Source organism: Tatumella terrea (assembly GCF_039523755.1).
Lineage (GTDB): Bacteria > Pseudomonadota > Gammaproteobacteria > Enterobacterales > Enterobacteriaceae > Tatumella > Tatumella terrea.
In genome coordinates this window covers 21,500-44,571 of sequence record NZ_BAAAFX010000014.1, presented here as the reverse complement: position 1 = coordinate 44,571, position 23,072 = coordinate 21,500, and the positions used below count along the sequence as shown (strand labels likewise).

At 50.7% G+C, this 23,072-nt stretch carries 36 protein-coding genes; 34 read left to right on the top strand and 2 right to left on the bottom strand.

All coding sequences use genetic code 11. The features are described 5' to 3' along the window. Positions 1–6: 6 nt before the first annotated feature. Together ABD035_RS10625 and ABD035_RS10620 are read right to left on the bottom strand one after the other, a co-directional pair. Complete coding sequence (locus ABD035_RS10625; protein ID WP_343870025.1) at positions 7–330, bottom strand: transcriptional antitermination N peptide; 324 nt, start codon at positions 328–330, stop codon at positions 7–9. A 418-nt stretch (positions 331–748) separates the two neighbouring features. After that, entirely contained in the window at positions 749–1,381 is a 633-nt protein-coding gene (locus tag ABD035_RS10620) for a LexA family protein (protein WP_343870022.1), read from the bottom strand. A gap of 98 nt (positions 1,382–1,479) precedes the next feature. Here ABD035_RS10620 and ABD035_RS10615 point away from each other — a divergent pair, with 98 nt between their 5' ends. The 34 genes from ABD035_RS10615 (at position 1,480) to ABD035_RS10465 (ending at position 23,067) form a co-directional block, all read left to right on the top strand. Next, positions 1,480–1,698, top strand: a complete 219-nt coding sequence (locus ABD035_RS10615; protein WP_343870020.1) for a helix-turn-helix domain-containing protein — start codon at positions 1,480–1,482, stop codon at positions 1,696–1,698. A gap of 127 nt (positions 1,699–1,825) precedes the next feature. Next, on the top strand, positions 1,826–2,122 hold the full coding sequence (locus ABD035_RS10610; protein ID WP_025901425.1) for a CII family transcriptional regulator: 297 nt from the start codon (positions 1,826–1,828) through the stop codon (positions 2,120–2,122). A gap of 24 nt (positions 2,123–2,146) precedes the next feature. After that, positions 2,147–2,305, top strand: coding sequence for a hypothetical protein (locus ABD035_RS10605; RefSeq protein ID WP_212713393.1), 159 nt, complete (start codon positions 2,147–2,149; stop codon positions 2,303–2,305). Continuing rightward, positions 2,292–3,167 (top strand): replication protein, encoded by an 876-nt coding sequence (locus ABD035_RS10600; protein WP_212713394.1) that lies wholly within the window; start codon positions 2,292–2,294, stop codon positions 3,165–3,167. The genes ABD035_RS10605 and ABD035_RS10600 overlap by 14 nt, the downstream gene beginning before the upstream one ends. A 1-nt stretch (position 3,168) precedes the next feature. Continuing rightward, complete coding sequence (locus tag ABD035_RS10595; RefSeq protein WP_343870015.1) at positions 3,169–4,521, top strand: replicative DNA helicase; 1,353 nt, start codon at positions 3,169–3,171, stop codon at positions 4,519–4,521. Positions 4,522–4,571: 50 nt separating this feature from the next. Further along, on the top strand, positions 4,572–4,904 hold the full coding sequence (locus tag ABD035_RS17670) for a phage protein NinX family protein (protein WP_212713396.1): 333 nt from the start codon (positions 4,572–4,574) through the stop codon (positions 4,902–4,904). After that, the gene (locus ABD035_RS10590) at positions 4,897–5,091 is read left to right on the top strand and encodes a hypothetical protein (protein WP_212713397.1); all 195 of its coding nucleotides are present in this window, start codon (positions 4,897–4,899) and stop codon (positions 5,089–5,091) included. The genes ABD035_RS17670 and ABD035_RS10590 overlap by 8 nt, the downstream gene beginning before the upstream one ends. Continuing rightward, positions 5,084–5,266: a phiTE_015 family protein gene (locus ABD035_RS17700; RefSeq protein ID WP_486388824.1), complete on the top strand. Its 183-nt coding sequence runs from the start codon at positions 5,084–5,086 to the stop codon at positions 5,264–5,266. Before ABD035_RS10590 ends, ABD035_RS17700 begins: the two co-directional genes overlap by 8 nt. Before the next feature lie 3 nt (positions 5,267–5,269). Next, entirely contained in the window at positions 5,270–5,719 is a 450-nt protein-coding gene (locus ABD035_RS10585; RefSeq protein ID WP_212713398.1) for a DUF1367 family protein, read from the top strand. A gap of 9 nt (positions 5,720–5,728) precedes the next feature. After that, positions 5,729–6,268 carry a phage N-6-adenine-methyltransferase gene (locus tag ABD035_RS10580; RefSeq protein ID WP_343870012.1) on the top strand — a complete coding sequence of 180 codons (540 nt, stop codon included), beginning with the start codon at positions 5,729–5,731 and terminating at the stop codon, positions 6,266–6,268. Beyond that, the gene (locus ABD035_RS10575) at positions 6,265–6,522 is read left to right on the top strand and encodes a hypothetical protein (RefSeq protein WP_343870010.1); all 258 of its coding nucleotides are present in this window, start codon (positions 6,265–6,267) and stop codon (positions 6,520–6,522) included. The genes ABD035_RS10580 and ABD035_RS10575 overlap by 4 nt, the downstream gene beginning before the upstream one ends. Beyond that, entirely contained in the window at positions 6,512–6,640 is a 129-nt protein-coding gene (locus ABD035_RS10570; RefSeq protein ID WP_343870008.1) for a hypothetical protein, read from the top strand. The genes ABD035_RS10575 and ABD035_RS10570 overlap by 11 nt, the downstream gene beginning before the upstream one ends. After that, positions 6,627–6,923 (top strand): DUF1364 domain-containing protein, encoded by a 297-nt coding sequence (locus ABD035_RS10565; RefSeq protein WP_343870006.1) that lies wholly within the window; start codon positions 6,627–6,629, stop codon positions 6,921–6,923. The genes ABD035_RS10570 and ABD035_RS10565 overlap by 14 nt, the downstream gene beginning before the upstream one ends. Continuing rightward, on the top strand, positions 6,920–7,306 hold the full coding sequence (locus ABD035_RS10560) for a RusA family crossover junction endodeoxyribonuclease (RefSeq protein ID WP_343870004.1): 387 nt from the start codon (positions 6,920–6,922) through the stop codon (positions 7,304–7,306). The genes ABD035_RS10565 and ABD035_RS10560 overlap by 4 nt, the downstream gene beginning before the upstream one ends. Before the next feature lie 108 nt (positions 7,307–7,414). Then, the gene (locus ABD035_RS10555) at positions 7,415–8,038 is read left to right on the top strand and encodes a hypothetical protein (protein WP_343870002.1); all 624 of its coding nucleotides are present in this window, start codon (positions 7,415–7,417) and stop codon (positions 8,036–8,038) included. A 284-nt stretch (positions 8,039–8,322) separates the two neighbouring features. Next, on the top strand, positions 8,323–8,694 hold the full coding sequence (locus ABD035_RS10550; RefSeq protein ID WP_343870000.1) for a phage holin, lambda family: 372 nt from the start codon (positions 8,323–8,325) through the stop codon (positions 8,692–8,694). Continuing rightward, a complete protein-coding gene (locus ABD035_RS10545; RefSeq protein WP_343869998.1) occupies positions 8,678–9,322 on the top strand; it encodes a glycoside hydrolase family 19 protein in 645 nt (214 codons plus the stop codon). The genes ABD035_RS10550 and ABD035_RS10545 overlap by 17 nt, the downstream gene beginning before the upstream one ends. Beyond that, positions 9,310–9,804, top strand: a complete 495-nt coding sequence (locus ABD035_RS10540) for an Rz lytic protein (protein ID WP_343869996.1) — start codon at positions 9,310–9,312, stop codon at positions 9,802–9,804. Before ABD035_RS10545 ends, ABD035_RS10540 begins: the two co-directional genes overlap by 13 nt. Further along, positions 9,701–9,931, top strand: coding sequence for an Rz1-like lysis system protein LysC (gene lysC, locus ABD035_RS17665; RefSeq protein WP_425579721.1), 231 nt, complete (start codon positions 9,701–9,703; stop codon positions 9,929–9,931). Before ABD035_RS10540 ends, lysC begins: the two co-directional genes overlap by 104 nt. Beyond that, the gene (locus ABD035_RS10535; RefSeq protein ID WP_343869994.1) at positions 9,928–10,239 is read left to right on the top strand and encodes a hypothetical protein; all 312 of its coding nucleotides are present in this window, start codon (positions 9,928–9,930) and stop codon (positions 10,237–10,239) included. The genes lysC and ABD035_RS10535 overlap by 4 nt, the downstream gene beginning before the upstream one ends. Positions 10,240–10,257: 18 nt before the next feature. Next, the gene (locus tag ABD035_RS10530) at positions 10,258–10,602 is read left to right on the top strand and encodes a Gp49 family protein (RefSeq protein ID WP_343869992.1); all 345 of its coding nucleotides are present in this window, start codon (positions 10,258–10,260) and stop codon (positions 10,600–10,602) included. Positions 10,603–10,931: 329 nt separating this feature from the next. Beyond that, positions 10,932–11,471, top strand: coding sequence for a Rha family transcriptional regulator (locus ABD035_RS10525; protein WP_343869990.1), 540 nt, complete (start codon positions 10,932–10,934; stop codon positions 11,469–11,471). 535 nt (positions 11,472–12,006) lie between these two features. Then, positions 12,007–12,543 carry a head fiber protein gene (locus ABD035_RS10520; RefSeq protein WP_343869988.1) on the top strand — a complete coding sequence of 179 codons (537 nt, stop codon included), beginning with the start codon at positions 12,007–12,009 and terminating at the stop codon, positions 12,541–12,543. A 122-nt stretch (positions 12,544–12,665) separates the two neighbouring features. Next, positions 12,666–13,154: a DNA-packaging protein gene (locus ABD035_RS10515; protein ID WP_343869986.1), complete on the top strand. Its 489-nt coding sequence runs from the start codon at positions 12,666–12,668 to the stop codon at positions 13,152–13,154. Beyond that, the gene (locus ABD035_RS10510) at positions 13,147–14,631 is read left to right on the top strand and encodes a terminase large subunit domain-containing protein (protein ID WP_425579720.1); all 1,485 of its coding nucleotides are present in this window, start codon (positions 13,147–13,149) and stop codon (positions 14,629–14,631) included. The genes ABD035_RS10515 and ABD035_RS10510 overlap by 8 nt, the downstream gene beginning before the upstream one ends. Next, positions 14,631–16,823: a portal protein gene (locus ABD035_RS10505; protein WP_343869982.1), complete on the top strand. Its 2,193-nt coding sequence runs from the start codon at positions 14,631–14,633 to the stop codon at positions 16,821–16,823. The genes ABD035_RS10510 and ABD035_RS10505 overlap by 1 nt, the downstream gene beginning before the upstream one ends. A gap of 25 nt (positions 16,824–16,848) precedes the next feature. Continuing rightward, entirely contained in the window at positions 16,849–17,760 is a 912-nt protein-coding gene (locus tag ABD035_RS10500; RefSeq protein WP_343869980.1) for a scaffolding protein, read from the top strand. Beyond that, entirely contained in the window at positions 17,760–19,052 is a 1,293-nt protein-coding gene (locus tag ABD035_RS10495) for a P22 phage major capsid protein family protein (protein ID WP_343869978.1), read from the top strand. Before ABD035_RS10500 ends, ABD035_RS10495 begins: the two co-directional genes overlap by 1 nt. A 94-nt stretch (positions 19,053–19,146) precedes the next feature. Next, complete coding sequence (locus ABD035_RS10490) at positions 19,147–19,284, top strand: hypothetical protein (RefSeq protein WP_343869976.1); 138 nt, start codon at positions 19,147–19,149, stop codon at positions 19,282–19,284. Then, complete coding sequence (locus tag ABD035_RS10485; RefSeq protein WP_343869974.1) at positions 19,268–19,786, top strand: packaged DNA stabilization gp4 family protein; 519 nt, start codon at positions 19,268–19,270, stop codon at positions 19,784–19,786. Before ABD035_RS10490 ends, ABD035_RS10485 begins: the two co-directional genes overlap by 17 nt. Then, positions 19,734–21,161, top strand: coding sequence for a packaged DNA stabilization protein (locus tag ABD035_RS10480; protein ID WP_343869972.1), 1,428 nt, complete (start codon positions 19,734–19,736; stop codon positions 21,159–21,161). The genes ABD035_RS10485 and ABD035_RS10480 overlap by 53 nt, the downstream gene beginning before the upstream one ends. Further along, positions 21,161–21,940 carry a phage tail protein gene (locus ABD035_RS10475; RefSeq protein WP_343869970.1) on the top strand — a complete coding sequence of 260 codons (780 nt, stop codon included), beginning with the start codon at positions 21,161–21,163 and terminating at the stop codon, positions 21,938–21,940. The genes ABD035_RS10480 and ABD035_RS10475 overlap by 1 nt, the downstream gene beginning before the upstream one ends. After that, positions 21,921–22,385, top strand: a complete 465-nt coding sequence (locus ABD035_RS10470; protein ID WP_343869968.1) for a DUF2824 family protein — start codon at positions 21,921–21,923, stop codon at positions 22,383–22,385. The genes ABD035_RS10475 and ABD035_RS10470 overlap by 20 nt, the downstream gene beginning before the upstream one ends. Positions 22,386–22,410: 25 nt before the next feature. Continuing rightward, the gene (locus ABD035_RS10465) at positions 22,411–23,067 is read left to right on the top strand and encodes a DNA transfer protein (protein WP_343870311.1); all 657 of its coding nucleotides are present in this window, start codon (positions 22,411–22,413) and stop codon (positions 23,065–23,067) included. Positions 23,068–23,072: the final 5 nt, after the last annotated feature.

The following is a 23,072-nucleotide window of genomic DNA, read 5'->3' as shown; positions in this document are numbered from 1 at the left end:
CTCACCTCACACTAAAGGAATCGAACGACCGCGCGACTTCTGGCGGCCGGTGCATGTAATACCGCGTTCGCCTGGCTTGCTATACCAGATGCGGTGATTCTGTTTTTCAATGCTGTCTGCGTGCTTCTGTATCTGATCCTGATACGCAAACAGGTCACTCAAATCTATTGGCTTAACTGCCCGCTCAACACTCGACCGCTTGCTGCCTGAAAGTGACAGAGTAGGGCGATGCATTTCCTCTGAGCTTTTGCTTGCCTCACTCTGGAGATCAGCGCGGCGCACACGGCGGCGGCCTGCTGCTGAACCATTGAATTGAGTTCTGCGTGTCATAGTTACCTCCTGAGTAAGTTTTGGTGATTGGATGGCCGGTGCTCCTCGCCGTTCACGTGCGCTGGTTTAGCCACCGTTCAAGACGGTTTTGTTATCCCGCGACTTCAGCCGACGCCGTGGTATTACTACTGCCCACAACCATGCGTTTGCATTCATCCAATCCCAAAACTCACGCTTTGGTACTAATTGGCCTTTCGGCCACGTAGGTGATCCATCACCGTTGTATAAAGAGCTAATCCGTTTCTGTGTTCGCCAGCGTCCTGCTGTTGAGGTAAAGATTACAGATAAAACTGTATTATAGTCAACAGGTAAAACTGTATAAATAACAGATTAACCTGTAAGTCATTGTTTGATTGAGGAAATGAATTTTGAAAAGGCGAAAAAAAACCGCCTTTCAGCGGTCTTTAGTATGGGTGGGTTATCTTTTTCGGCGGTAAATCCGGTGTTCTACCATGGTTCCGATTATCTGAATTGCGTGATCAGCGTTACTCATCGTCGGGTAGTCATTATTCAAAGGCACTAACTCAAACTGTTGTTTGCCATTGTGGGCAATCAGGGTGGGGCGATACTTTTTGAATGTCGCCTCGTGGTCACCGTTTTTTGCTACTACAAATTCACCTGGTGCTGGCTCGATCTCCGGGTCCACGATGATAACATCCCCAGCTCTGAAATCTGGCTCCATTGAGTCACCGACAATCTTCAAGGCAAATGTATACTGAGACCAGTCCATGTCTGTCATGACATATTCGAAGTTCCCATCCATAGCTTCTATGGTGCTCTTTGTTGCTAGGGCGCCAGCCTGAACATAGCTTATCAACGGAATTCTCCTTGTGTTCACTTCGCTAGCTGGCTGGAAATTACCACCATTCATAAGCCATGCAGGGTCACACTGCAAAGCCTCAGAGATGCCAACTATATTGCGGGGCTTAAGGGTCTTCCCGTCTTCAATGCTAGCCCAAGACTGCTGCTTTATTCCCGCTTTTTCTGCTGCTTCTGTTTGGGTTATTCCCAGCTCATTACGGCGTTTACGAACACGATCTGCAAGGCTCATAGTTACTCTCCTTTTGCCTTGATCCTCACAGTTAAAACTGTATTTGACAAACAGAACTAACTGTTAGAAAATACAGATAAAACTGTGGAGGTGAGTCAATGAATACAATTTCTCAACGCCTCAAACAGAAGCGCATCGAGTTAAACCTGACCCAAGCGCAGTTAGCTGAGAAAGCTGGGATGAAACAGCAATCTTTACAGCGAATTGAAGACGGAACAACCAAACGCCCGCGCTTCCTGTTTGAACTGGCCTTAGCGCTCAATTGTGAGCCGCACTGGCTAATGTATGGTACCAAAGGCAGCAATCGCGCAGCCTAAGCATCATCCGCTCTCTAACAATGGCCCCCGCCTACGTCGCTGAAAAGCGAACCTATCTAAAAACACTGATAAATCTAAGTGACAGCACCTGCTGATCACTCAACTAAACACACAAGGATTTAATCAAATGGAACATGCAAATAACAGCAAGCTATCTCAGCGAGCCATAGACCGGGCGGAGACTGATTTACTCATCAACCTTGCCACGCTGACACAGCGCAAGCTGGCGGCCCTCGTAGGGTGCCACGAATCGAAGATAAGCAGAACAGACTGGAGATTTATTGCTTCGGTGCTTTGTGCTTTCGGAATGGCATCAGACGTTAGTCCGATCAGCAGGGCGTTTCAGGAAATGTTTAACGTTCTGACAAAGAAAAAGGCCACTGCGGGAACAGTAGCCTCTACACAACTAACCATTGATTTCTAAACAACTCAACAGGGGTAATTATACATGAAAAACACGAAGAAAATCCAGGGTAAGGCACCAGAATTTCACCCGGAAAGACCGGTCAGTCTGGTCGATGTTGCAGTTAAAAATCGGGCCTTTGCTGCCCGGCTTATTGGTGAGTATCGACTGGCTAAAGCGGGGGTGAAGAATGGTCGCCGCTAGACATTTATCGCTGGTTCAAAATGAGCCGGTAAACGAAGAACTGGAGCGCAAAGTGGCCGACACCGATGATGGGTATACCCGCATCGCCAACGAGCTACTGGAAGCCGTTATGTCAGCCGATTTAACTGCCCGGCAGCTAAAAGTTGTGCTTGCGATCATCAGGAAAACATACGGATTTGGCAAGAAGCTGGACAGGATAACCAATACCCAGATCGCTGCGATGACAGGCATTCATCACACGCATGTCTGTAAAGCAAAAAACGAAATGATTGCGATGCGAATCCTTGTTTCTACAGGGATTGCAGTCGGGGTAAACAAGGTCGTTTCTGACTGGAATACCGGCATTAGCCAACATAGCGAAACATTAGCCAAACCAGCTAATGAAACATTAGCTAAGTCAGCTAATACCCATAAGCCAAGTCAGCTAAACACAAAAGAAACTATTCAAAAGAAAAAAGAAACTACCCCTAAATCCCCAGAGGGGAGTTTGTCGGTTCAGGAAGAATCAAACCCTGAAAAGCCAAAACGCAGTAGGAAGAAAAACTCTGAAATCCAACTCGACCACCAACGGTTCATAAACACTTGGAACGCCAAGGCCGAGAAATACGGACTACCAAGAATCACCGTGATCAGCAAAACCAATCTGGCTGGACTGACCCGCCTGTATACCTCGCATGTTGCGTACTGCAAGCAAACAGGCTGCGAACCGGCTGACGTGGACACGATGGTTAACGGGTATATCGAGTTTGGCTACACGCCTACGGATTATGCCTGCGGGAATAACCCGAGCGGCACGAAGTATGGCCTTCCCACTGCGCTGACACAGCGGATGATCGACTCCATCCTGACGACTGAGGCCTGACATGGAAAGTATTGAGTTTGAGGAATTACTGGTTGCCTCGATGATGGTCAAAGGCGATCACATCGACTGTCGGGACATCGCCGGTAAGCTACCGGTCGAATCGTTTGAGAATTTCCACTTGCGGGAAATGTACCGGGCCATTGTCCGATTGCTGGACCAGGCCGAACCGGTTGACGTATTCAGCGTGAAAAACGGCGTTCCGGAGGAAACATCCCATCGGGTGCTTGAGGTGGCAAAGGGAGCATCGGCGGCATCGAACATCAAGGCTTGGGCCAAACGTGTTCGCCAGTGCTGGATGATCCGCAAGGCTAAGGCGCAGCTATCAGAGGCGCTTAACTCGCTGGGAAGTATCAACACCAACAACATCAACGAAACCCTCTCAGAAGTAGCATCAGGCCTGTCAAAGATCCAGTTTGAAACCAACGACAAGTTACCACGCCGCATCGGGGATATGCTGGACGATTACATGGCTGTCCTTGAGGAGCGAATGACCGGTGCAGAATCTGGGCTGTACCTGAAAACCGGTATCGGGCCGATGGATGATGAGTACGGCGGCTTTGACCGGACAGACCTGATCATCATCGCCGGTCGCCCGGGCATGGGTAAGACCGAGATCGCAATTCACATCGCAAACAACATCGGCCGGCAGAAGGGCAGGGGTCTGTTTATCTCGATGGAAATGTCAGAAATGCAGGTTGTTGAGCGCCATCTGGCTGACCGCGGGAATATCGCAGTAGGCGCACTACGCAACCCGCTGGATATGATTGACGAACAGTACACCCGCCTGACCAATGCCGCGGCACAGATTCAGAACGAAGACAATTACGTCCTGGAAGGTACGTTGAGTGTCGATGAAATTATCGCTCATGCGGAGCGACTGAACGCCGACAACGGACTGAGCTTTGTGGCCATCGACTACCTAGGCCTGATGCGAAAGCCAAAGTCTGACCGTCACGACCTGGCAATCGCGGAGATCACCCGCAAGCTGAAGCAGTTCTCCCTGAAAAACAAAGTACCGGTCATCCTCCTGTCGCAGCTTAACCGCGGTGTGGAAGGGCGTGTCGATAAGCGGCCGACAATGGCAGACCTGAAAGACTCCGGGGCCATCGAGCAGGACGCAGACGTGATTATCTTCCCGTACCGGGACGAGGTGTACGACGAGCATAGCAACATGCGCGGCATCGCTGAAATCATTATCGGCAAATACCGGTCCGGTCAGCCGAAGACGTTTTACATGGGATGGCGCAATGGTCACTTTGTCACAATCGACCAGGAAGAAGCCGCGAAGCGATTTTCTCAGAACGAGCAGGAATCGAAGCCGGTCAGTAACTGGCGAGGCCAGAAAGCAAGCTAACCCCGCCGCCGCTTAATACGGTTTTTTTGTGCCTGAATTTGGAGAGGAATATGAACTACAGCAAGCTAACTGACGGCGAGATATCCGTTTTAGTTGGGCGAATTGAAAACCCAAAATGTCGAGTCGAACTGGGAGAACTAAACCCGAAATCTGCTTCAATTTTTAAAGGGTTTGGACGGGTCGTACACAAGCTGAGCTTTTGTCCATGCAGTCGTGCAGAGGATGGATTTCGGATTATTCTCCGAGAGCGTATATCGCTAACTCCCCACGGAAAGGCGTCCTGGATGGCAGCGCATGAGAGCGGAGTTTCAGCAAGCAACAGAAACCCACTCCGCGCCGCAATGATCGTGTTCCTGATGATGAAGGAGTCTGGCAATGGATGAATCCAAAGGCTGTGGTAAGCACATTAATCCCAATGGTAGTGATTTGAGATGCGGGCAAAAAGAATTTAGTCCGCTATCTGGATTTTCAGCTGTAATTCTTTGTCATAACTGCCAGATGATAAGGCGATTGGAAGCGTATCAAAGCGCGTTCTACAGGCTACAAAACAAGGGGCCAAAGAATGGATGAAGCCCGCAGGCAGTTCGAGGCGTTTATCCTCAGTATTTCTGGCATCGATTTATGCAAAAATTTTTTGTTAGATAAAGATGAGTCAGGGTTCTACACGCTACCCAGAACTAACGACAGATGGTTATTCTGGAAAGCATCCCGACAGGCACTACAGGATAGCCAGAAAGGAGAGTGACCTTTGCAATTCGACCTGGTGAAACATCCGGGCGGCGTATTCTCACTAGCAGACGATATAGACCTTCCTCGAATCAACCGCTTCAAATCCGGCGAAACCTACATCGCCGAAATCAAACTGACCCGTAATCCATCCTTTCACCGCAAGGTAATGGCCTTCTTTGGCTTTTGCTTCCAGCACTGGTGCGCCAACCGTGCCGGCCTGGAGCATATGGACGAACAAAGCCAGTTTGACCGTTTCCGTAAAGACCTGACGATACTGGCCGGTTTCTATGTCCAGACGGTCAGATTAAACGGTGACGTCCGGACAGAAGCGGAAAGCCTGGCCTTCGCCAGCATGGAGCAGGAACGTTTCGAGAGGGTGTATAGCGCACTGATTAACGCCGCCATTAAACACGTATTCGCGGGCACCAAAGACCCGAACACCTTAAACAGGCTGTATGCCTTTTTCTGAGGAAACAGAATGACTGATAAATCCAATACGCCAGCAGAGCACAAGGATAGCTGGCAAACCCCGCCGGAAATATTCCGCGCACTCAATGCTGAATTTCAGTTCCAGCTTGATGCCGCTGCCAGCCCGCACAACGCGCTTTGCCGGAAGTACATCACCGTTGAACAGGACACGCTTCAGACAGAGTGGGGTGATCATGTTGAGAATGGCTATGTCTGGCTAAACCCACCATACAGCGCACCGCTACCGTTTGTCGAAAAGGCAGCGAAGGAAAAAGAACTGAATCACGTCGGGTGCGTGATGCTTCTTCCGGCGGATATATCCGTGGGCTGGTTCAAAGAGGCGGTGAAAACAGCCAGCGAAGTCCGGCTGATAACCGGTGGCCGTCTGGCGTTTATCTCCTCGCAAGCCGGAAAGCCGGTAGGTGGCAATAACAAGGGGTCGCTGCTGATTATCTGGCACCCGTGGACGACGGGTTCGTGCCAGTTCAAAACGGTGGACCGGGATCAGCTTATTAACTTCGGCAAACGACTGATGGAGAGGGCAGCATGACACCATTCAGGCAAAAGATACTCGACCTTTTTGAAGACGGACGCTGGTTAACCAACGGCGAAATAATCGCAGCTACAGGGTTCCATGCCAGCAAAGTAAACCAGGACCTCCGGTGGCTGATTGATAACGACAAAATTCAGTGCAAAACCGATCCGGCGCGGGCATGGGCCAACGTTTACCGGAAAAGCACTATGCCATCGGTAGGGCGTATAAAACTGCTGGATAGTTACCTCAGGGGGTGCCATGCAAACTGACTGCACAGCCTGCGGATTTACGGCTACTGACGGGAAACTCTGTGACTCCTGCGATGAACTGTACAGCGCAAAGAGCCCGAACTTTTATGACCTGGAGGAAGGCGATGGCGAAGAATAAGCTGAGACTGGCGGCCCGCGGACGTGATTGCCAGGTAAGAATCCCCGGAGTATGCAGCCATAACCCGGAAACCACGGTGCTAGCCCATATACGCCTGGCCGGGTTATGCGGTACCGGAATTAAACCGCCTGATCTGATAGCAACTATCGCCTGCCAGCAGTGCCACGATGAAATCGACAGGCGCACCCACCTCGTTGATGCAGGATATGCCAAAGAGTGCGCGCTCGAAGGCATGGCCCGGACGCAGGTTATCTGGTTGAGGGAGGGCCTGGTATCGGTATGAATGACTATCACCTGATCCTGCCCTGGCCACCGTCCAATAATACGTACTACCGGCATGCCAGAGGGCGAAATTACATCAGCGAAAAGGGAAAGCAGTACGCCACATCAGTAAACGACATCATCCAGCAACAAAACCTCGCAGTAAAAACGCCTCACCGCCTCTCAGTAACGATTTACGCATCACCTCCTGATATCCGCACCCGTGATTTAGACAACCTATCTAAAGGCGTTTTAGACGCTTTGACGAAGGCTGGATTCTGGCTGGATGACGGTCAGATTGATGCGTTGCGCCTTGAGCGGCTGGAGAAGCGGAGGGGGGGCGGTTTGCTGGTCGTTGTTCGTGAGCTGGATGGGAAGCTAAAGCGATGGGAGGACGTTGCATGACCTGGTTAACCCGAATCCTCAATCGCTTCACCTCGATCACCCCGACAACCCCCTACAAAATATCACACAGCTACCCGGCACAGCCTGGCAGTAAGCGGAGAAAAAAGAATGCGAATTGAACACGATTACCGCTCAGTAGTGAAAATATCTGCTGTCCGGTCAGAAGCCGATATGCGCCGGTTATTCGGTAACGGCTGGAAAACCATTAACGAGTCACAGCGGGGATGGGTACGCCACATGCTGAATCTCTGGGGTCAGCACCTCGGCAACGAGGAATATGAGCGAGGGCAGATCAACGTCATTGGCCGGTTAATGATGCGCTCTGAATGGAGTGAACAGAAGGGTAAGCAGATAGAGAAAATCGTGTCTCAGCTTTACTGTGAAGGTCTGCGCGGCGATGAGCTTTACCGCAAGGCTCGTGACTTGCTGATACCTCAATCATCCGCAGCCAACATCATCTCTCTCGCCAAAGAATCCGATGATGCTGACTTTGTGGAACGCGTAATGACAAAGACATTCGGTCGTGACAACCCGATCCGGTCTGTAGCCAGATTACGGTACTGCAAGCGCAAAAGCTCGCAAGACATTCAGCGGTCACTGTCTTATCTGGCTGGCACCACACCAAAGGAGTCGCGCAACAGGTTAGAATGGGCTGAAAATATCCTTGAAGGAGAAATGTTTTATGCTGCGCAGCGTGAGATGAGGAAAGAATTTCCACAAATCGCAGCATAAAGCACGAATAGCTAAATAAATCGGGCAAGCAGTTAGGTATATTTACTGTAAGCTCGGAGCGTAAAAGCGAACAGAGCAAACCAACATTAAGCCTCGCCTAACCCGCGGGGCTTTTTTCGTTTCTAGCACTCCATAATTTCATCCAGGCTCTGCTACGGCAGGGCCTTTTTTATGCCTGAATTTCACCCTTTGCCAATCGACGACCCGTTAAAACATCCTCTCTGACTGTAGCGTTAACGGCACAGGGTGAATCCCTACACCTCAATCCCCGTTCGGGGGTGACTATGAAGAAACAGACTATGAGCGAAAGGCCGGACACCTGGGCTGCGATGCTCTCATGGCTAGCCACGCACAGGAACGAGGCAGGTTACTCTGTCCTGGCCTTTGTCATGTCGATCCTCGCAACGTCACGGAACAGAAAAGCACGATGGACAGACAGAATCGCCGGCGCACTGATGTGCGGCATTCTCTGCTTCTTCGCTAAACCGACATTAACCTCCATCTGCGCGATATTTCACTGGAATTTTCCGCCTGAACTCTGCTGGCCGGTATCTGCGGCAGTCGGGTACATCGGTGTTGATTCCCTGTTTGCATTTGCCCGCCAGAAGTTCGGCCTTAACGACAGCAAGGAGGAAGCAGATGCTGACGGCAGCTAATTTCCAATCCGCCACCGGTGTCGGTGATTATCTCCGCGATGTCTGGTTCCCGAATATTAACGCGGCGATGAATAAGTTCGGTATTACCAACCCGTACCGCCAGGCACACTTTCTCGCACAGACCGGACACGAATCGGGAGGGTTTGCGAAGATCGAAGAAGGTTTGAATTATCGCTATGGTGTGCTGCTGGCAATGTTTGGCAACCGAATAAGTCAGGCAGATGCACTGAAATACGGCAGAGTTGATGCCGGTACCAATGCTCACCCGGCTGACCAGCCGATGATAGCCAACATCATCTACGCCAACCGGAACGGGAATGGTGATATTTCATCGGGTGATGGTTACCGGTTTCGAGGCCGCGGGTTAATTCAGATTACCGGTCGCAGTAATTATCAGGCCCTGGTGAAGCGGCTGGGCGTTGATATCGTCGCAGACCCTGACCAGTTAACCACTTACGCACTGGCTGCTGAGTCGGCTGCTGCATGGTGGAGTAATCACGGCCTGAATGCTCTCGCTGACAAAGATGATTTACTGGCTATTACCCGAATCATTAACGGTGGCACTAACGGCCTGGACGACAGAACAGCACGACTACTGAAAGCCAAGGGGGTTTTATGCTCTGGCTGACACTGCTCGTAAAATCCAAAGCCATTTACACCAAACTCCGCAATAACGCCCACGTCATCATCCCATGCTTATTCATCCTTCTCGTATGCATTGCTCTGTGGGGGCTGAATACCAGCAATCACCAGTTAACCGCGACAAACGAGCGACTGGAAAGACTGAGCGACAGCAAAGACGCCCAGATTAACGAGCTTCAGGATAAAAACGATGACCTGGCTGACGGTGTGCAGAAGTTAACTGCTGCCATCAGTAAGCAAAACGTAATCATGTCTGATGTGCTCCAGCAGCGGGCAGACGCAGACCAGTACAATAAGGCGCTACAGAGTGAGATTAAAACCTACCTGCATTCGGACCAGTGCGCTAAGTCTGCCGTTAATCGCGATGCTGTTGACCGGCTGCGCCAGGCAGCAGAAGCAAACGGAGTACCGGGCAGTCACAGTACCGTGTCTGCCGATCCCGGCAGAGCTGACAGCGCCAATCACTAAACCAACCATTCCTGACAACTTCACCTACGGCGACAGCGTCACGCTGAATGCTGAGCTATTCGGCTTGCTGAATCAGGCCAACATCGACCGGCAGGCCATCAGGAAAATTGAGGCGCAATCACAATGAAATTCATCCAGTGGCTGAAAAGCCTTTTTACGAAAAAAGAGAGCGAAGAAATGTCAGATCAATCCGTAGCAGAACCAGCAGCAGCTACCCCAGCAGTGACCGAAACGCCAGTATCAACTGATACCGGAGCATCGGGCAGCGGTAGTGCAGTCCAGACAACAGCCGCAGAAACTCCTGTAACCAGTTCACCACTGGAACAGGCCAAAGCCAAGTTTGACGCGTTCGTCGAACTTGTTGAGCACGGTCTGGAAGTCCTCGGCAAAGACGCCGAGGCCGATCTGGTCGCTCTGAAAGATAAGTTCCTGTAATCAGAACAGAGGTTAGTTATGACTGATAGCGAAATCGAAAATGAGATCGTCGCCAAAGACAAAACAGCCCCTCGAGTAACGCCTGATCACATCCAAAGCGTCATCTCAGAGGAAACGTATTTCACGGCAGCAGATGGCGTCAAAGGTAAAGGCGGCCAAGTTGCACATAACTCACATCTTCAGGCCCTTACCTTCTGCGTTCTGACTCTGAAAAATGGTTTCACTGTCACCGGCGAATCCGCTTGTGCCAGCCTTGAAAATTTTGATGCAGAGATCGGGCGCAAAATTGCACGCGATAACGCTGTTAATAAAATCTGGATGCTTGAAGGGTATTTGCTAAGGCAGAGACTCAGCGAGCAGTAATCAGAACAGAGGCCATCACTGCGGTGGCCTCGATTGTGATTACCCGACAAGTAATTTCACTGCGTCGAAAACTAAAAGTATGGAGGTGACCATGCGGGATGAAGAGATAAATAAGCTCAATCCCATGAATCGCCTGTAATCCCGGGGTTACGCATCCGTTACCACGTACCAAGCCCACTTTGACCGGTGGGCTTTTTTATTGGCGCAACGCACGCGCTTAAATCCCAGAACCTTTTCAGGATGCACCTTGAGGAACCGGCTAGCTGTCGGAGCTTTCTGGGGGCCGTCTTCCTGTGCGACAGGGTTCATCACTAAAAGGAAATGCCGATATGAACAATTCTACAGTCTTACCTGCTTTCGATTTCCGTGAAATGGTCACAGTATCAGGCGGTGATCTGATGACTACATCAGTAAGGGTCGCAGAATACTTTGGCAAGAAGCACAAAAACGTATTACTCGCGATTAGAAATCTGAAATGCTCGGATGAATTTAAGCGGCTTAATTATGAGCCCACTGATTTTATTGATAAAAATGGCGACATTCAGCCAATGATGAATATCTCCCGTGATGGATGCATGTTCCTAATCATGGGGTTTACTGGTCATGCTGCATCAGCAATTAAAGAAAACTTCATCGCAGCATTTAACTGGATGTCGGAGCAACTGCGCCGCCGCGCCGCAATAGGTGAAGAGGCTCAGCATAAGTTCGTAATCAAAGAGACTCGCTCAAAGCTCAAAGGTACGATTGGAAGTCGCCTGATGAACGACAGGAAGAAAGAAAAGCGCGTATTAGCAGTTGAGTATGAGCACATCATGAAGCTGACCAACCCGGACATGGTGTTAATTATGGAAGGCGGAGATCATGACTAAAGACGAAAAGTCTCAACTGGTAACTGCTCAACGATACCTTAAAAGTGCAGTCGATTACTTCTCCAGCGGTCGAGTAGCCGAAGGTGTTGCATGCGTAGAGAACGTTGACGTGTTAATCGAGGTGTTAATGACACTGAAAGAAAGGAGAGAATCCTTGAGAGCTTCTAAATCCAAAAAATACCAACCAACGCAGCAATAACAGCCCAGTTAGTAAGCCAGAGAGATGTACGCAGATTTGCTCACATCAGACCTGCACAAATAGTGTAGGTTTTACACCTTTTAGGAAAACCCCGTTACGGTGATTCCCGTATCGCTCTCCTCAATTTTGAGGCGGGTTCTAAATGCGTGTTAAACACATGATTAAAAAGCAAAGCGTAAATCTGCGCTACCGTTACCCAGAATATGGGTATCACCTCTAAGCGATAGGTCCCTCCGATTTCGGAGCCGCACTAACCAACCCGAGAGTCACTTTCACAACGGCTCTCTGCATCACAGAGCATCCATCCGGGTGCTGTTTAATGCAAAGGAGAACATCATGACAAATCCCAACTACATCCCTCAGTGGCCGCTCTACAAAGATAGCGACGACATTTACGTGCGTGGACTGCCGATTAAATCCATTACTTACGCTAACGACGGCTCTGGTCTCGTATCGTTTGATGGCGCATATAACGAGCAGTATATCTCTGCTGCCTTTGCTGCAACATTCAACCCGCAGGTTGGTGGCTATCTGTTTAACAGTCAGTACGGTGAAATCCTGTACCTGAGTAAAACAGACTTTGAAGCGAAGTACACAGCAGATAATGATGATAAAGGGCCGAAAGGTGATAAGGGTGATACTGGCGCGACCGGGCCAGCAGGGCCAGCAGGTCCAGCGGGGCCAGCGTATACACTAACTTCCGCCACTTCTTCTGCGCTGGGCGGGGTTAAGCAAGGTGCGGCAGTAGCCAACATCGGCACACAAACAGCAACTGACTTCCCTACATCCCAAACGGCGATTAACAACGTAGCGGCTAAACTGAACGACACGCTGACCCAGCTTCGGGCAGCGGGTGTTATCGCACAATCCTGATTTATAAAATTCTGCAAAGGTCATCATGATAGTGGCCTTAACAGAGTTTTATATATTATTTCATCCAAGCCAGTCACCAAATTACCGGGGCCGGTATTTTTATATGTAGAGGAATGTTCTGTATGGCAGCACCAAAGGGTAACCGATTCTGGGAGGCCCGCAGTAGTCATGGGCGTAATCCTAAGTTCGAATCCCCCGAGGCGCTATGGACAGCCTGCTGTGAATACTTCGAATGGGTTGAGGCTAATCCGCTGTGGGAAATGAAAGCATTCGCATATCAGGGAGAAGTGACGCAGGAGCCTATCGCCAAGATGCGGGCAATGACACTGACAGGGTTAATTATTTTCCTTGATATAACTAAGCCGACATGGGCGCTTTATAAGGCTCGGGATGATTTTAATTACGTCACCACGCGAGCAGAGGAAATCATCTACGATCAGAAGTTTTCCGGTGCCGCTGCTGACCTGCTTAACGCAAACATCATCGCCCGGGACCTGGGCTTAAAAGAGCAATCGCAAGTCGAGGACGTGACACCTGATAAGGGAGATCGCGATAAGCGTCGCTCCCGAATACAGGAGTTACTGAGCCGTGGTAAACGAAACGATGCTTGATGAACTTTCAGAGGACGAGCAGATAGAGCTGCTTGAGCTTCTGGAAGAAGAGGAACAATACCGCAGGACCCACCAGTTATTTGAATACCACCCCTACGGAAAGCAGCGTGAATTTATTGATGCCGGCCACGACTTTACCGAACGATGTTTCATGGCCGGTAACCAGCTGGGTAAATCATATTCCGGTGGTGCTGAGGTAGCATTCCATCTGACCGGTCGATACCCGGGAACCAAAGGTTATCCCGCGGACGGTTCTTACGGTGGGGAGTGGGGCGGCAAGCGATTCTATGAGCCGGTGGTGTTCTGGGTTGGCGGTGAGACTAACGAAACAGTAACCAAAACCACTCAGCGTATTCTGTGTGGCCGTATCGAAGAAAATGACGAACCGGGTTATGGCTCAATCCCGAAAGAAGACATCATCAGCTGGAAGAAGTCGCCGTTTTATCCGAATCTGGTCGACCACCTGCTGATAAAGCATCGCACAGCTGAGGGTGTTGAAGACGGCATATCAATTTGCTACTTCAAGCCGTACTCGCAGGGCCGAGCCCGCTGGCAGGGTGACACTATTCACGGTGTCTGGTTCGATGAAGAGCCACCCTACAGTATTTATGGAGAAGGGCTGACCCGTACCAATAAATACGGCCAGTTCTCACTGCTGACATTCACCCCGCTGATGGGAATGTCTGATGTTGTCACGAAGTTCCTGAAGAATCCGAGCAAAATGCAGAAGGTGGTCAACATGACCATCTACGATGCAGATCACTACTCCGAAGAGCAGAAAGAGCAAATCATCGCTTCTTACCCTGAGCATGAGCGCGAAGCCCGTGCCCGAGGTATTCCGACGATGGGCAGCGGACGAATATTTCAGATACCCGAAGAAACCATCAAATGTCATCCGTTCGAATGCCCTGACCATTTCTATGTTATCGATGCAATGGACTTTGGCTGGGATCACCCGCAGGCACAGGTGCAATTGTGGTGGGATAAAGACGCCGACACGATTTATGTTTCACGCGTCTGGAAGGACAAGGAGAAAACCGCAGTACAGGCATGGGGCGCTGTTAAGTCATGGGCTAATAAAATCCCCACCGCGTGGCCACACGATGGCAATCAGCATGAAAAGGGCGGCGGTGAGCAGTTAAAGGCCCAATACGCTGATGCCGGTTTCCAGATGCTTCCTGAACACGCTACATGGCCGGATGGCGGCAATGCTGTTGAACCCGGCATTACTGAAATGCGAGACATGATGCTCGATGGACGGTTCAAGGTGTTCAACACATGTGAACCATTTTTTGATGAATTCCGACTCTACCACCGCGACGAAAACGGCAAGATCGTAAAACTGAATGATGACGTTCTGTCAGCAGTCCGTTACGGCTACATGATGCGCCGGTTCGCCAAAATGATGCGCGACATCAAAAAGCCGAAAGAGAAGAAAACACCGGCACCAATCAGACCAATTTCGCGAGGAAGATAATGGCCGACACCAACGACAGACTGGATGACATTCTCGGTAAGTTTGACCGGGACTGGACTGCCAGCGAAGAAGCCAGAACCGAAGCGAAGAACGATTTATTTTTCAGTCGCGTATCGCAATGGGATGACTGGCTAACCAAATACACCACCCTGCAATACCGTGGCCAGTTCGATATCGTGCGCCCGGTAGTGCGGAAACTGGTTGCTGAAATGCGTCAGAACCCGATTGATGTACTGTTTCGACCCAAGGATAACGCCGACCCGAACGCTGCTGAAATCCTGATGGGGATGTACCGCACCGACATGCGACACAACACTGCGAAGACTTCGGTTAATGTTGCGGTGAAGGAGCAGATTGAATGTGGTATCGGTGCCTGGCGTATCGTCACTGAGTACGAAGACGAGGACCCGACCAGCAATAACCAGATCATCCGGCGTGTACCGATTCATGAGGCATGTTCTCACGTTATCTGGGATGCCAATGCAAAGCAGCAGGATAAGTCAGACGCAAAGCACGTCACCGTGATTAGCGCACTGTCACAGGATGGCTGGGAATCATTTGCTGAAGAGTTTGGCCTTGATGCCACCGATATTCCGTCATTCCAGTCTCCGAATGACTGGCTGTTTCCCTGGATGACAAACAACGTCATTCATATTGCTGAGTATTACGAGGTCGTCGAGAAAAAAGAAATCGCGTTTATCTACGAAGACCCGCTGACCGGTGAGCCGGTGAGTTACTTCAAGCGTGATATTCAGAACGTCATCGACATGCTGGCCGACCGCGGTATGAAGAAAATCGGCGAGCGTAAAATCAAGCGTTCACGGGTGTACAAAACCATCCTGTCATCGTCTGCCATCCTGAAGGATAAGCAACTTATTGCCGGTGAGCATCTGCCGATTGTGCCAGTGTTCGGTGAGTGGGGATTTGTCGAGGACAAGGAGGTTTATGAGGGTATTGTCCGGCTGACGAAAGACGGCCAACGCCTGCGCAACATGATCATGAGCTTCAATGCCGACATTGTGGCCCGTAACCCTCGCAAGAAACCTATTTTTTACCCTGAGCAGATTGAAGGTTACGAGTACATGTATTCGGGTGACGCTGATTACCCGTACTACCTACAGAACCGAACCGACGAGAGCAGCAGTGATTTACCGCTCGGTGCCATTGGTTATCTGGATGACCCGGAGATACCACCTGCCAACCAGTACGCGCTCCAGGCTGCGTCTGATGCGGTGCAACAGGTTGCCGATCTGGGCGTTGATAACTCAGCAGCTAATGGTCAGGTGGCTTTCGACACTGTTAACCAGTTAAACATGCGCTCAGACCTGCAAACATTTGTGTTTCAGGACAATCTGGCTACCGCAATGCGTCGTGACGGTGAAATCTATGCATCAATGGTCAGTGATATCTACGACGTTCCGCGCACGGTCACTATGACACTGCCGGACGGCGAAGAGAAGACGGTCCAGACGATGACGAGCGTAGTTGATGTGGCGTCTGGGCAGACCGTAGTACTGAACGATATTAGCGGTCGTTTTGAGTGCTACACCGATGTTGGCCCCTCATTCCAGTCAATGAAAGAACAGCACCGCGCTGAACTAAAGGAATTGCTCGGGCAGATTGACCCGTCACAGCAGGTCTGGAACGTATTGCTGTTGCAGTATCTAACATTGCTGGATGGCAAGGGCATTGAGATTACCCGTGACTACGCCAACAAGCAGTTGGTTATTCAGGGGCTCAAACAACCTGAAACTGCCGAAGAGCAACAGTGGCTACAGGAAGCGCAACAGCAGCAACAGAATCAACCTGATCCGGCAATGGTTCAGGCTCAGGGTGTACTGGCACAAGGTCAGGCCGAACAAATGAAAGCGCAGAACCAGCAGCAGGACTTGCAGATTAAAGCCTACACCGCGCAGCAGCAGGCGCAGTTAACTCAAGCTCAGGCAGTTCAGGCGATGGCGAACGCTAAATCACTTAACGATAAGTCACTACGGGATGCGCTCAGCGTCCTGTCTGACTGGTACCAGAAACAGAACACCGCGGCACATAACGATGCTGACCAAATGCTGAGAGCTAACCAACAGCATCACGGTCAGCAACTCGATATTGCCAATCTCCTGCAAAAGCAGAGTCAGCAACAACAGGTTCCGCAGCAACAGAATCAGCAACCTTCCGCCATTCCCGGCGAGTAACTTTATCCCTTCCATGAGGTGAATCATGAGTAATACCGACGATATTCAGGCAACTGAAGAACAAACCCTGTCCGGCGATCAGCAAGCGGCACTTGATGATAGTCAGCTAACCGGTAATGCCAACGGTGGCGAAGGTCAGGAAGAAGGCTTCGAGATTGTTCTGGGTGACGACGAGAATAAACAGAAACAAGACCCGGCAACTAACGCAAAGTTTGCACAGGCGCGTATCGAACGTAAGCGCCAGCGTGAAATTGAGCAGCAGCTTGAAGCTGTTCGACGCGGTGAAGTGCCGGAGAATTTGCGTGTTAACCCTGACCTGCCGCCACAGCCTGACATCAATCAGTATCTGTCGGATGAAGGTCTGGAGAAATATGGATACGACCAGACGCGGGCACTTGCAGCATTCAGTCAGGCTAACAACGACTGGCTGATTAAGGCTCAGGATGCCCGCAGCAATGCAGTCGCAGAGCAGGGCCGCAAAACGCAGGAGTACACGCAAAGTTCAACGCAGACGGTCGAAGCAGTACGCAAACACTACGACGCGGCAGAGAAACTAAACCTTCCTGACTATCAAGAGAAAGAAGACAGCTTCCGGTCGTTGGTGCCTGAGGGTATCGACACCGAAATCATGCGTCTGTTTCCTGAAAAGTCAGCGGCAATTATGTACCACCTGGGTGCCAACCCGGAGAAGTTACGCCAGATCGTAGCAATGGACGGTCAGCAAGCCCTCATTGAACTGGCTCGACTCGATGCAAAACTCACGATTAAGCCTCGCGGTAAACCCGTCTCGAAAGCCCCGCCGGCTGATGAAGCTGTGTCCGGCGATGTTACAGCTGCAAACCGTGAATCTCTGCAAAAGCAGATGGATAAAGCGGCCAGCAGCGGTGACACGGAGACTTACCGCAAACTGAAAGCAAAACTTAAAGGAATCCGATAATGGCTCTTAATGAAGGTCAGCTAGTAACCTATGCTATCGACGAGGTGATCAACACCGTCGAAAACCTGACGCCAATGGCGCAGAAAGCAACCAAATACACCCCGCCAGCCGCGTCAATGCAGCGTTCCAGTAACACGGTCTGGATGCCGGTAGAGCAGGAGTCACCAAGTCAGGAAGGATGGGACCTGACAGGCAAAGAAACCGGCATTGAAGAGCTGAGCGTTGCCGTTAACCTAGGCGACCCGGATAACGATTACTTCGCTCTTCGTGCCGACGACCTGCGTGATGAAACCAGCTACCGCCGCCGCATTCAGGCATCAGCGCGTAAACTGGCGAACAATCTGGAACTGAAAATTGCCAACATGGCCGCTGATATGGGGTCACTGGTGGTAACCGACCCGGCTCAGATCAATGGTGATTCGTCAAAGGGCTGGGACTTTGTCGCTCATGCAGAATCGCTGATGTTCAGTCGAGAACTGAATCGCGATGCTGGCCTTTCATGGTTCTTTAACCCTGATGATTACCGAAAAGCCGGTTATAACCTGGTTGGTCGCGATATTTTCGGTAACGTACCGGAAGACGCGTATAAATCCGGAACCATTCAACGTCAGGTGGCCGGGTTTGATGACGTCATGCGCTCACCGAAGCTGCCAACACTGTCAGCATCAACCGCAACTGGCGTCACTGTTTCGGGCGCTCAGTCATTCGCGCCTCAGGCGTGGAAACTGGATAACGATGGTAACAAAACCAACGTTGATAACCGTTTCGCTACCGTCGCCGTGTCCAGCACTACCGGGTTCAAGCGCGGCGACAAAATATCCTTTGCTGGAGTGAAGTTCCTCGGACAGATGGCTAAGAACGTCCTGACCGATGACGCGACATTCTCAGTAGTTAATGTGGTTGACGGCACTCATCTGGAAATCACGCCGAAACCGGTAGCTCTGAATGACACTACCCTGTCACCGGAGCAGCGCGCTTATGCCAACGTTAACACCACGCTGGCAGATGCGACCGCTATCAATATCCTGAACGTGGCCACAGCCAAAACTAACGTTTTCTGGGCGGATGATTCTATTCGTATCGTGTCTCAGCCGATCCCTGCTAACAGCGACCTGTTTGCTGGCATGAAAACGACTGCCTTTGATATTCCTGGCGTAGGTGTGAGCGGAATCATGGCGACTCAGGGCGACATTGCCACGCTTACCGGGAAGTGCCGTATCGCGCTCTGGTATGGCGTGAACGCCACCCGTCCGGAAGCTATCGGTGTTGGGCTGGCTGGTCAAACCGCTTAATTGTCATCGTTATGGGGCTTCGGCCCCTTTTCGTGAGGCTGATATGGATACCGCAGTTTATAAGCCTGGCGGCCCGTGCAAGGTATGGGGTGTTATGGCGCACGTTAAAGTGGTTGACCACACCGAGGTGGAAAATCACGTAAAAGATGGCTGGCTTGACCATCCGTCAAAACTTCTTGATAAGCCAGTGCGCCGCAAGGCTAAGGCGGCTACCGATGCTGACGCAGACTAAAGGCGACATTGTTCGCGCAGCCCTGAGGAAGCTGGGTGTTGCTTCTGACGCCACGTTGACAGACGTTGAGCCGCAGTCAATGGAAGACGCCGTTGATGACCTCGAAATGATGATGTCTGAGTGGTATCAGGATGGTCAGGGGATCATCACTGGCTATGTTTTTGCTGATGATGATAACCCGCCGGCAGAAGGTGACGACCACGGTATGCGGTCCAGTTCAGTCAGTGCCGTGGTTCATAACCTGGCGCTTCGCATCGCACCTGATTACGTGGTTACGCCAGCTGACAAAGTGGTAATGACTGCCCGTTACGGAAAAGAACGGCTGATGAAGTCCACCGCCATCAGTCGTGCTGCCAGTATCGGATACTCATATCCTCAGCGGATGCCTGTTGGTTCCGGTAACCGCCTGGCGACTTACAACAACTGGAATTTCTACCCGGGGAAACAGAATGCCAATCCAACAGTTACCCCTGATGAAGGGGATAGCGAAGAGTCCGGCTAACGCTGATTATATTGATGCGCTGCCGGTCAATATGCTGGCGACACCGAAAGAGGTGTTGAACTCCAGTGGGTATCTCCGGTCTTTTCCGGGCATTGATAAGCGTGATGATGTGGCTGGCCTGTCCAGGGGCGTACAGTTTAATACTCATGAGTCGGTAGTGTATCGGGTCCTGGGAGGAAAGCTGTATCGCGGCCAGTCACAAGTGGGTGATGTGTCTGGGGCCGGGCGAATCAGCATGGCTCACTCAGCAACAAGTCAGGCAGTGGCAGCTAATGGCGTGCTGACTCTTTACCGTTATGACGGGACCACTAAGACGCTGCAAAACTGGCCGTCAACGGTAGGGGATGTGACCTATGCGCAGTACGATATCGGTTCAGTTCGTGATGTGTGCCGGTTGCGTGGGCGCTATCTGTGGGTAAAGGACGGTTCTCAGGACTTCGGCGTAACTGACCTTGAGGACGAATCACACCCTGACCAGTATCGGCCATTCTATACCGCAGAAAGTCAGCCTGATGGCATACTTGCCTGTGATACATGGCGTGACTTTGCTGTGATGTTCGGCTCTTCAACAATCGAATACTTCTCTCTGACCGGGTCGACAGATACCAGTGCCGCAATTTACGTATCGCAGCCGTCACTAATGGTGCAGAAGGGAATTGCCGGCACACGGTGCAAGTGTAAGTTCGGTGACTCACATGCATTTATCAGCAACCCGTCAGGCGGTGCGCCATCTGTTTATGCCATCAGCCAGGGCTCAGCGGCACCAATCGCCACGGCAAGTATTGAGAAAATACTTCGCAGTTATTCAGCTTCTGACCTTTCATCTGCTGTCATGGAAACGCTCAGGTTTGATGGCCATGAGTTAATGATTATCCATCTACCTGGCCATGTTCTCTGCTATGACGCATCAGCAAGCAGTAACGGTCCGCAGTGGAATATCATGAAAACTGGCCTATACGACTCTCCGCACCGTGGGATAGATTTCATGTTTGAGGGTAACCAAATCACCTGTGGAGATAAAACAGAAGCTGTGACCGGTCAGCTTAATTTTTCATCATCCGCACAATATGGAGCCCAGCAGGAACACCTGCTCTACACTCCGCTATTCAAAGCCGACAACATGCGGGTATTCGATTTCGAACTTGAAGCATCGACCGGCGTAGCTCAGATAGCTGACCGGCTGTTTTTGTCCGCAACGACTGACGGCATTAATTTCGGCCGTGAGCAGATGATTGAACAAAACTCATCTTTCGCATATGACAGGCGCGTTTTGTGGCGCAGGTTCGGACATATCCGCAAAAATGTGGGTGTTAAGGTGCGGATCATAACCTCTTCTCCTGTAACCCTGTCAGGGTGTCAGGTAAGGCTGGAATAATGGCTGATGCATCACTTCAAACACCGGTAACAGTTCAGGCTTCACGAATCGACGCAACGCTACTCCCGCATGGATTTAGCCAGCCGTATTCACTTTATGTAATACAGCAAGGGTCTGACCTCGGGAATGTAGCCGGAAAAGCGAATGAGGCGGGTAATGGCGCTTATGATGCTCAGGTGAAAAACGATGAGCAGGATATTGAATTAGCTGACCACGAAAAGCGCCTTACCGCAGCAGAAATGGAGCTGGCAGACCATGAAAAGCGGTTACAGGCTGCCGAAACTGAACTGGCAGACCATGAACAAAGAATATCGGCTGCCGAAAATGAGTTAACTAATCATGAACAGCGAATTTCTGCCAATGAAACTGAACTGCTGGACCATGAGTCTCGAATAACTCAGAACAGTGATGACATTTCATCGCTTAAAACCTCTCAGCAGGATGACAGGGGTGATATTGACAACATATCAGGTGATTACCTTTCAAAAAGTCACACATCATCACAGAGCCTTGCAGGACCGTTAAATGTCGCATCGTCATATTCGGTAAACGGGACTAAGGTTATCGGTCCCCGGCAAACCGGATGGACCCTATCAACTGGTACCGCCAGCAAATCAGCATTCAACGCCGACCAGAGTTATACGGTTGGCGCTGTTTACTCTCAGACTGAAATACAGGCCATTGTCCAGGCGCTAATTGAAACCCGCCAGCGAGTAAAAGCACTTGAAGACATGGCTGTAACGCACGGACTCATTTCCGATGAAATTAAAAGTAATTGATGATCCTGTTGGGCTTTCCGAATTTCTGAACAACAGAGAAATAACGGGGAACATCGTTGATGAGGGAGATTACTACCTAATCAAGCCCGATGCCCTGTATCTCGGGGTTTACGATGGAGATTCACTCGCCGGAGTTCATGAGATTCGAACCTTCTGGCATAGCACAGTGGAGTGCCACCCTATCTACGCCCCGAAATACCGTGGCAAATATGCAATCAAGGCTCATGCGGTATTCATTAACTGGCTGCTCAGAAACTCATCATTCACCAATATGGTAACTATGGTCCCAGACACCACCAGATATGGGGCTATTGCTGCCCTTGCTGTGGGTGCTGAAAGGATAGGGCATATGAAAGATGCATACCTGAATGAAGGTGTTCCGGTCGGAATAACTCTTTATCAAATGACACGCAAAATGTGCGAGGAGAAATACAATGTTATTTAACGGCATGCAACCAGAAAAAAAGGAAATGCTCTTATCTGGCTACCAAGTGGGATTGCACAAAGGTGGGGCTGGTGCGGCCTCTTCGGCTCAGGCTGATGCTACTAACCGTGGCATAGATTTACAGCGTGACCAGTGGCAAACGGTTATGAATAACCTGAAGCCGTATATGGCGGTTGGTCAGCCAGCATTACAGCAGCTTCAGGGGCTATCAACACTGTCTGGCCAAAATGACGCACTCAATAGTTATTACAACTCGGACCAGTATAAACAGCTGGCTAATCAAGCCCGCTATCAGCAACTGGCATCATCTGAGGCTACCGGCGGACTTGGATCTACTGCGACAAGCAACAGCCTAGCGTCAATTGCTCCGACTTTAGGGCAAAACTGGCTGTCGAATCAGATGCAGAATCAGAGCAATCTCTTGGGTATTGGCATGAACGCCGCGGCTGGCCAGGCATCAGCCGGGCAGAGTTATGCAAATAACACCAGTCAACTTCTGCAGCAGCAGGCAAATGCGATAGCTGCTAATGCTAATCGCCCGTCGTCATTACAATCAGGAATTGGTGGTGCGGCAAGCGGTGCAATATCGGGCGCCGCAATCGGGAACGTAGTACCGGGGATTGGTACTGGATTAGGTGCGGCAATTGGCGGCGGCATCGGCTTGCTTGGTGGTCTTTTTTGAGGTGA

Coding starts and splice junctions, on each gene's coding strand:
- ABD035_RS10625 (WP_343870025.1), bottom strand. CDS start 330: ATGACACGCAGAACTCAATTCAATGGTTCAGCAGCAGGCCGCCGCCGT.
- ABD035_RS10620 (WP_343870022.1), bottom strand. CDS start 1,381: ATGAGCCTTGCAGATCGTGTTCGTAAACGCCGTAATGAGCTGGGAATA.
- ABD035_RS10615 (WP_343870020.1), top strand. CDS start 1,480: ATGAATACAATTTCTCAACGCCTCAAACAGAAGCGCATCGAGTTAAAC.
- ABD035_RS10610 (WP_025901425.1), top strand. CDS start 1,826: ATGGAACATGCAAATAACAGCAAGCTATCTCAGCGAGCCATAGACCGG.
- ABD035_RS10605 (WP_212713393.1), top strand. CDS start 2,147: ATGAAAAACACGAAGAAAATCCAGGGTAAGGCACCAGAATTTCACCCG.
- ABD035_RS10600 (WP_212713394.1), top strand. CDS start 2,292: ATGGTCGCCGCTAGACATTTATCGCTGGTTCAAAATGAGCCGGTAAAC.
- ABD035_RS10595 (WP_343870015.1), top strand. CDS start 3,169: ATGGAAAGTATTGAGTTTGAGGAATTACTGGTTGCCTCGATGATGGTC.
- ABD035_RS17670 (WP_212713396.1), top strand. CDS start 4,572: ATGAACTACAGCAAGCTAACTGACGGCGAGATATCCGTTTTAGTTGGG.
- ABD035_RS10590 (WP_212713397.1), top strand. CDS start 4,897: ATGGATGAATCCAAAGGCTGTGGTAAGCACATTAATCCCAATGGTAGT.
- ABD035_RS17700 (WP_486388824.1), top strand. CDS start 5,084: ATGGATGAAGCCCGCAGGCAGTTCGAGGCGTTTATCCTCAGTATTTCT.
- ABD035_RS10580 (WP_343870012.1), top strand. CDS start 5,729: ATGACTGATAAATCCAATACGCCAGCAGAGCACAAGGATAGCTGGCAA.
- ABD035_RS10575 (WP_343870010.1), top strand. CDS start 6,265: ATGACACCATTCAGGCAAAAGATACTCGACCTTTTTGAAGACGGACGC.
- ABD035_RS10570 (WP_343870008.1), top strand. CDS start 6,512: ATGCAAACTGACTGCACAGCCTGCGGATTTACGGCTACTGACGGGAAA.
- ABD035_RS10565 (WP_343870006.1), top strand. CDS start 6,627: ATGGCGAAGAATAAGCTGAGACTGGCGGCCCGCGGACGTGATTGCCAG.
- ABD035_RS10560 (WP_343870004.1), top strand. CDS start 6,920: ATGAATGACTATCACCTGATCCTGCCCTGGCCACCGTCCAATAATACG.
- ABD035_RS10555 (WP_343870002.1), top strand. CDS start 7,415: ATGCGAATTGAACACGATTACCGCTCAGTAGTGAAAATATCTGCTGTC.
- ABD035_RS10550 (WP_343870000.1), top strand. CDS start 8,323: ATGAAGAAACAGACTATGAGCGAAAGGCCGGACACCTGGGCTGCGATG.
- ABD035_RS10545 (WP_343869998.1), top strand. CDS start 8,678: ATGCTGACGGCAGCTAATTTCCAATCCGCCACCGGTGTCGGTGATTAT.
- ABD035_RS10540 (WP_343869996.1), top strand. CDS start 9,310: ATGCTCTGGCTGACACTGCTCGTAAAATCCAAAGCCATTTACACCAAA.
- lysC (WP_425579721.1), top strand. CDS start 9,701: ATGCTGTTGACCGGCTGCGCCAGGCAGCAGAAGCAAACGGAGTACCGG.
- ABD035_RS10535 (WP_343869994.1), top strand. CDS start 9,928: ATGAAATTCATCCAGTGGCTGAAAAGCCTTTTTACGAAAAAAGAGAGC.
- ABD035_RS10530 (WP_343869992.1), top strand. CDS start 10,258: ATGACTGATAGCGAAATCGAAAATGAGATCGTCGCCAAAGACAAAACA.
- ABD035_RS10525 (WP_343869990.1), top strand. CDS start 10,932: ATGAACAATTCTACAGTCTTACCTGCTTTCGATTTCCGTGAAATGGTC.
- ABD035_RS10520 (WP_343869988.1), top strand. CDS start 12,007: ATGACAAATCCCAACTACATCCCTCAGTGGCCGCTCTACAAAGATAGC.
- ABD035_RS10515 (WP_343869986.1), top strand. CDS start 12,666: ATGGCAGCACCAAAGGGTAACCGATTCTGGGAGGCCCGCAGTAGTCAT.
- ABD035_RS10510 (WP_425579720.1), top strand. CDS start 13,147: ATGCTTGATGAACTTTCAGAGGACGAGCAGATAGAGCTGCTTGAGCTT.
- ABD035_RS10505 (WP_343869982.1), top strand. CDS start 14,631: ATGGCCGACACCAACGACAGACTGGATGACATTCTCGGTAAGTTTGAC.
- ABD035_RS10500 (WP_343869980.1), top strand. CDS start 16,849: ATGAGTAATACCGACGATATTCAGGCAACTGAAGAACAAACCCTGTCC.
- ABD035_RS10495 (WP_343869978.1), top strand. CDS start 17,760: ATGGCTCTTAATGAAGGTCAGCTAGTAACCTATGCTATCGACGAGGTG.
- ABD035_RS10490 (WP_343869976.1), top strand. CDS start 19,147: ATGGCGCACGTTAAAGTGGTTGACCACACCGAGGTGGAAAATCACGTA.
- ABD035_RS10485 (WP_343869974.1), top strand. CDS start 19,268: ATGCTGACGCAGACTAAAGGCGACATTGTTCGCGCAGCCCTGAGGAAG.
- ABD035_RS10480 (WP_343869972.1), top strand. CDS start 19,734: ATGCCAATCCAACAGTTACCCCTGATGAAGGGGATAGCGAAGAGTCCG.
- ABD035_RS10475 (WP_343869970.1), top strand. CDS start 21,161: ATGGCTGATGCATCACTTCAAACACCGGTAACAGTTCAGGCTTCACGA.
- ABD035_RS10470 (WP_343869968.1), top strand. CDS start 21,921: ATGAAATTAAAAGTAATTGATGATCCTGTTGGGCTTTCCGAATTTCTG.
- ABD035_RS10465 (WP_343870311.1), top strand. CDS start 22,411: ATGCTCTTATCTGGCTACCAAGTGGGATTGCACAAAGGTGGGGCTGGT.